This window comes from Halobium salinum (assembly GCF_026586625.1).
Classification (GTDB): domain Archaea; phylum Halobacteriota; class Halobacteria; order Halobacteriales; family Haloferacaceae; genus Halobium; species Halobium salinum.
The window spans coordinates 21,046-27,045 of the sequence record NZ_JAODIW010000013.1 but is presented as its reverse complement, the minus strand read 5'-3'; the positions used below and the strand labels follow the sequence as shown (position 1 = coordinate 27,045).

Here is a 6,000-nt window from a genome sequence, read left to right as displayed (position 1 = left end):
CCTGTGCGGTCACACTACCGTCGGACTCGCCCTTGACATCGACGTGGACGGAGGGAGCGCCGTTGCCGCCCTGGCCTCCACCGCCACCACCGCCGCCGTTACTCGGGGCACCGGTGTTACCGTCGTTACCGTCGTTGTTGTTCTCGTCATCGTCGCCGTTGTTCTCTTCGGGTTCGTCCGTCGTGGGCGGCGTGGAATCGTCCTGAGGCTTGATGGTGAATTCCTGCTTGCCAGAGGCGAAGACAGTATTGTCTTCGTTGGGAGCAGAGTTGTGGTCTTCACCCGTCATGACCCTAGTCATCAGCTCGTAATCGCCACTAGGTATTTCGGAGGTGTGGATAGTGTATCGGTACTTGAGTGTAGTAGATACACTCTCTGTTTCCCCATACCCGTATCCGTAACCGAAGTCGTAATCATGACCAGCTCCATCGTTGGAACGGTATCCGTACCCGTAATCAGCGTCACCGTCGATTCGTTCTACGGTGACCCACTCTTTGTCCTGAAGTTCAGCCCCACCGACGCTGAACTCGGAGATGTAGTCAATCTCGTTTCCGTCGAAAAGCTTGACTTGGAGTCGGTCGATCGGTACACGCTCATTACCCCCGATATTGACGGTGGTAGTGAACGTTATGTCTTCCCCCTTTTCAGCAGTTGTTCCATCAGGGGTGCCGGTGTCAAACGTAATTGCACTAACTGGCTGTACAAGTACGAGTGCTACAATCAGAAGCGTTGCTAACCCACCGAGGCTAACCACCCCTTTTCGTTGAGATATTTTCATCCTACTGTACCCCACAATGGCGGTTCGTGTACCCCGCTCATTGTTTTGATTTGATAATTCTTTAAGTATAAACGTTCCGGTCGTAGGACTGCTTCTGAGTGATATTTTGGGAGAGCTGAAAGCCACTAAACGAAGAGCTGCGAAAGCCCCGTATACTAGGGCTCTACAGTTGAATTCTTTTCTGGTTGACGATAATTTTCGCTAGGTATACCAGAATATTGTTGGCGGCCTGGCGGTAGCCATTTCAGATCGATCGCTGCCGATTCGGGACCATCCCAGAACCGCACGCGAATAGTATTCCAACCTTTGTCGAGATATATGCTTCCTTCATCGCTGACTAATCGTCGGTCAATTTGACCGGCGACCTTTTTCCCATTAATCGATACATCCGCGCCATCATCAGCGTTAATTTTGAACCCATAATACCCAGATTCCGGCACGTAGATCTTGCCAGTCCACTTAACAGTAAAGTTATTTTTTGGCACACCAGGGGCAGGACTTGACGTACCCCAATCATTAGATACGGACGTAGTCGGTGCCTCGAACACTTTCTCGTTGAAGTTGTTCCCACGGTAGAACTCAGTATGTAGACCACGGTTGTTGGGGGGTTCAATGGTTTTGGGCTCTCCGTCGTATCCCCGTTTTAACACTACTACACCATCCCCCCAAATGTACACGCCCATGTCAGACTTCAGCTCTGTCATGTTGACGTTTGGCGGCATGGAAGAAATCGCATACTTGTCGAGGGCGATGTAATCTGCCTCTGGATAGTCAGTAAATGTGGCAGGATGACCATCAAGTAGGTAAGTTGATCCAGATCTCTTGAAGGTGTGAGTGAACAACGTGGTTTCCGTTAGCAGGACTCCTTCGTCAGGAATTTCACTGACCAGCCGCTCCCGAACTTCGTCACGTGTAGTCTCCTTATCCATCGCTTCATCGAACCGATTGAAACTGGTTGGTCGAACGATGATGACTGAGGAAATAAGTAGACACGCGACAATTGAGATAGTAAAAATCTGCTTGCGCGATTCAGGTTCGAGCTTTGCAATGGCATAAACAAAAGAGATCACCACAAATGGGATAATCAGAGCCGGGTACTGTGTGTCGATTTTTGTAAGCCCTGGTCCTGCTAGAACCACCATCAGAATGACCGGGAGACTAATTCCGGTCTCCTTTGGAGAGAGAATTGGCAGGAATACAAACGGAGCTAGGAAGTAAACCAAGTACATTAAAGAGCTGTACTCGAATATTTGCTTGAGCCATAGCTCGGGATTCAGAATCGCATTGGTTACTATTTCGCCAGCGGAACCTCCTAGGTATCCATAGTACGAGTGGAATGCCGACCAACCACTTTCAGGGTCGGGAAGGACAAAAGGTAGTGCCAGCCAGATCGCTGCAACGAACATTGTGCCGAACGAGACAGCAAGGCGCCTACGGCTAAGATCAGTTCTGTGTTCCCACAAGTGGTAGATACCCAGCATTCCAATGGGTAGAGCTACAGTCTCCTTGCAGAACAGGGCAAGAACGACGAAAAGCCAGTATACCCGGTAATTTTCTTCCTGAAGATAGTAAAAACTAGCGAGTAAGAAGGGTATCGCGAGTGAAACAGGATGCCATCCGTTCAGGATAATTCCCCAGACAACTGGATTAAGATAGAATAGAAGAGCAAGGAGTAGCGAGTGCTCTTTGGGTAGATGGCGAGATGCGATCTTATAAATTGGAAAACCTGCGGTAGCAATGATGGCCGCTTGGATTGTGAGGAACCAAACAGTACTCGGATATATGGCATACATTGGAACTATCAGGATTTGAATGACAGATGTATGGACGAGAAGATGAGAAGCACCCTCTGGAGTGTTGTATAGAACCGGACCACGACCCTGCAGAGTGTTCCAGACTGCTTGTTCCATGATCCCAAGGTCGAACGCATATGTGTTGAATGCAATATGCCGGCGCCAAGAGAAGTACGATAGGAGAACCACATATACGAAAGCAGTAACTGCGATCGTACATTTCGGCCGGTCTGTGAAGAACTCAACAATTCCTTTCCTGCTTTTTGGAAGCGAGTTCCGAAGATCACTTAGTGAATCTGCTTTTTTGTACTCACGCAACCTGCTCACCTTTCTGCCCCCATAAGTACTACCTGCTGTTCACCGTCTACGGCCTTTACATGCCACTCAACTTGGTCAGAGGATTCTACCTCAAGTGCTGAACGAACACTTGGTGGAATAAACGTGTTATTCGCACCAGTTATTGTTGATTCGGCTACCTTCACCATATGGAGAACGTCCCGATAGGTCCCTGATAAGATTTTCTATCAAAATAAAATTTTTCGTACATTTTATAGATAAATCTAATTCTTATTATGGTTTAACAATAACGTCCTCAGCGAAAGATAGTCGTGTGGCTCGTTACTGACTTGGTAGAGTTCGAGCGTACTGGCTACAAACCTGTGACAAACCCTCTTCTAAAGAGATAGTAGGCTGCCATCCGGTCTCAGCCTCCATACCCGAGCAATCCGCCATCGTGTCGTGAACATAGACGTCGTCGGGAATCGGATTCTCGATGTAATCAGGCTCAGTATCCGTTCCGAGTTCCGCATTCAGCATCTCGACCAGCTCGTTGAACGATACCTGCCGACCAGTCCCAAGATTATAGATTCCGTCGAGCTCGTACTCGCCCGCATCGATCAGTCCACGAACAATGTCGTCGACGTGGGTGAAGTCTCGGGTCTGGGTTCCGTCTCCGTAGAGCACCGGTGTATCGCCGTTCGCAAGGTCATCAGCGAACTGGGCGATAACGTTCGCATACTCTCCTTTGTGTTCCTCGGATCCACCGTAACCCTGGTAGACCGAGAAGAATCGCATTCCTGCCATCGACATGTCGTAGTGGTTCGAGAAGTACTCCGCGTAATTCTCTCGGCCCATCTTCGACGCCTCGTACCCGGTGTTAATCATGACGTCCATCGTAGTTGGCGACGGTTCCGTCCGACTCCCGTAGATGGAAGACGTCGTGGCGTACACGACAGTATCACAGCCGCCATCGCGAGCTTGCTGGACCGTATTGATGAAGCCGAGGATGTTCACTTCTGCTCCCTTGAGCGTATCTTCCTCGTGCATCTTGTACGATGACAACGCAGCGAGGTGGAAGACGACGTCCACGTCCGTCGGGAGGTCATCATCAAGGACGCTCTTCTTGTGGTATTCGACGTTGTCGTCAAGGTTCTCAGGGACGCCGAGGTACTCGTCGTCAACGACGACAACGTCGTTGTTTTCTGCGAGGGTGTTTGCGAGATTCGATCCGATGAAGCCTGCGCCGCCCGTAACGAGGACGCGCTTGTTCTCGAGGTTCATTATTATGTTTGTGATTGTTGACTGCTGGTTAATTAGCGGACTCTATGTCGAACGCGAACTTTTCCGAGCCGATGAAGTTGAACAGGAACGACCCGCCGATGGCGAGGACGTTCGCAAGCAGCGCCGGTATCAGGAGTACATCAATCGCCGTCGCGAGAGCGAGGCTGTAAATGATGAACCCGCCAACCGACACCACATTGAATCGAATATACTTCGACCGAATTTCCTCAGACGGCTGATTGAAGGTCAGGAACCAGTTCCCGAGGAAATTGAAGTTAAGAGCGACAATGAAGGCGAGAGCGCCAGCGACCATGTAGTGCATGCCGCCATACAAATGCATCCCACCGAAGACGAGCGTGTTCACTACCGCACCCATTGCTCCGACGAAACCGAACTCGGTACCTCTCACCAATCGGTCCGGTTCCGCTATTCGATCGAAACCATAGGCACTGAACGAGAGGCCCATCAGATGCTCGACGAAGTTCTTGTATTCTGATGACGTGAGTTTGCTCTCGCCGTACTGCCGGTCCTGGAATACGTAAGGTACCTCAGCGACCGAACCCGTCTCGTAACTGCCTTTCTCGAGGACCTCGAGGAGAATCTTGTATCCTTTCGGATCTAGTTCGACGTCTTCTACAACATCGCTGCGGACGGCGAAGAACCCGGACATTGGGTCGGAAACACTCTTAGCCGAAGGGATCGAGAGTCGTGCAAGTCCGGTTGCTCCCTTACTGACTACCTTCCGGTGGTAAGGCCAGTTCGCGATGCCGCCGCCCTCGATATGGCGGCTCCCGATAGCGACGGCAGCTCCGTCGGAGAGTTCGTCTACGAGGGCAGGAAGCTTCTCGGGAGGATGTTGGAGGTCAGCGTCGATTACGGCACATGACTCGGACGAAGCGTGTCTGAACCCAGCCGTTACCGACTGAGCCAGACCCTTGTCCTCTGTGCGTTTGATAACCCGAACGTCGCTGTTGTCGGCAAAGGACTCTCGAGCGAGTCTTGCCGTGCCATCAGGGGAGTCGTCATCGACGACCAAGATTTCGGAGTCATGGCCTTCGAGTGCCATGAGGCATCGGGAGACGATTTTCTCGATGTTCTCGACCTCGTTGTATGTCGGGATAATGACGGACACCCCGAGCTCAGATTGAGGTTCTGCATCGACGACCGCGTTCTCTGTGGGGGTTCGTGTTGCCTGCTCGACTGCCATTACTCAGTATCCTCAACTGCGTCGACAGCGCTGGCATCGCGCAGAATCCAATCTCCACCCCGCACAATCCAAGCGACCTCATCCCCGCTCTCGATTCCCTCGCTGGTTCGGAAGCTGCTGGGGAGGGACGTCGAGTTGTTCGTTGCTACTCGTGTCGTCGCGACATGCTTTTCCGCCATGTCAGCGGATCCAGACGACATCACGTCTCTCAGGTTGAAAGTCCACTCTTTAAATCTGTCGTTCGATTTATCACTACTTTCCGAACATACACGGTTGACAAAAATATAGGAATTGTATAGATTATAAGGCAGTACGGTGTTCACACCGCCTTGTAGAACTCTTCCCCCGAGTCGAACAGAGAGCAGCAGAAACGATACGACACTATCTCTGATGTCGAGATGAATGACCGGCGGGAAAGGTAGTGCCGGTCAGTCGGCCGTGTAGGCCAGGGAATGCGCGGCCTTGGACAAGCCCCCGTTTTCTTGAGGTATTACGCGCGAATCGAGTCGATGAATTCAGAGTTGATAAATCCAGCGTCGTCGGGGACTACAATCGGTGCTCAATAGCGGCCTCAACATCACTTCGCGCACGTCGCCAGATTGTCTCACCCTCGAGACGAGCCCACTCCCCGTCACTCCCGGTCGCGATACCATCACGACACG

The 6,000-nt window shown here is 51.4% G+C and carries 4 protein-coding genes and 1 pseudogene; all 5 read right to left on the bottom strand.

Features of this window, described 5'->3' with window-relative positions; translation table 11 throughout:
- Window positions 1-778: pseudogene (locus N5095_RS22130) on the bottom strand (hypothetical protein); the annotation flags it as partial.
- A gap of 155 nt (window positions 779-933) precedes the next feature.
- Window positions 934-2,898, bottom strand: coding sequence for a DUF2079 domain-containing protein (locus tag N5095_RS22125; RefSeq protein WP_267625398.1), 1,965 nt, complete (start codon window positions 2,896-2,898; stop codon window positions 934-936).
- Entirely contained in the window at window positions 2,895-3,056 is a 162-nt protein-coding gene (locus tag N5095_RS22120) for a hypothetical protein (RefSeq protein ID WP_267625397.1), read from the bottom strand. Before N5095_RS22120 ends, N5095_RS22125 begins: the two co-directional genes overlap by 4 nt.
- Window positions 3,057-3,189: 133 nt before the next feature.
- A complete protein-coding gene (locus N5095_RS22115) occupies window positions 3,190-4,131 on the bottom strand; it encodes an NAD-dependent epimerase/dehydratase family protein (RefSeq protein WP_267625396.1) in 942 nt (313 codons plus the stop codon).
- A 28-nt stretch (window positions 4,132-4,159) separates the two neighbouring features.
- Window positions 4,160-5,338, bottom strand: a complete 1,179-nt coding sequence (locus tag N5095_RS22110) for a glycosyltransferase (protein WP_267625395.1) — start codon at window positions 5,336-5,338, stop codon at window positions 4,160-4,162.
- Window positions 5,339-6,000 lie beyond the last annotated feature (662 nt).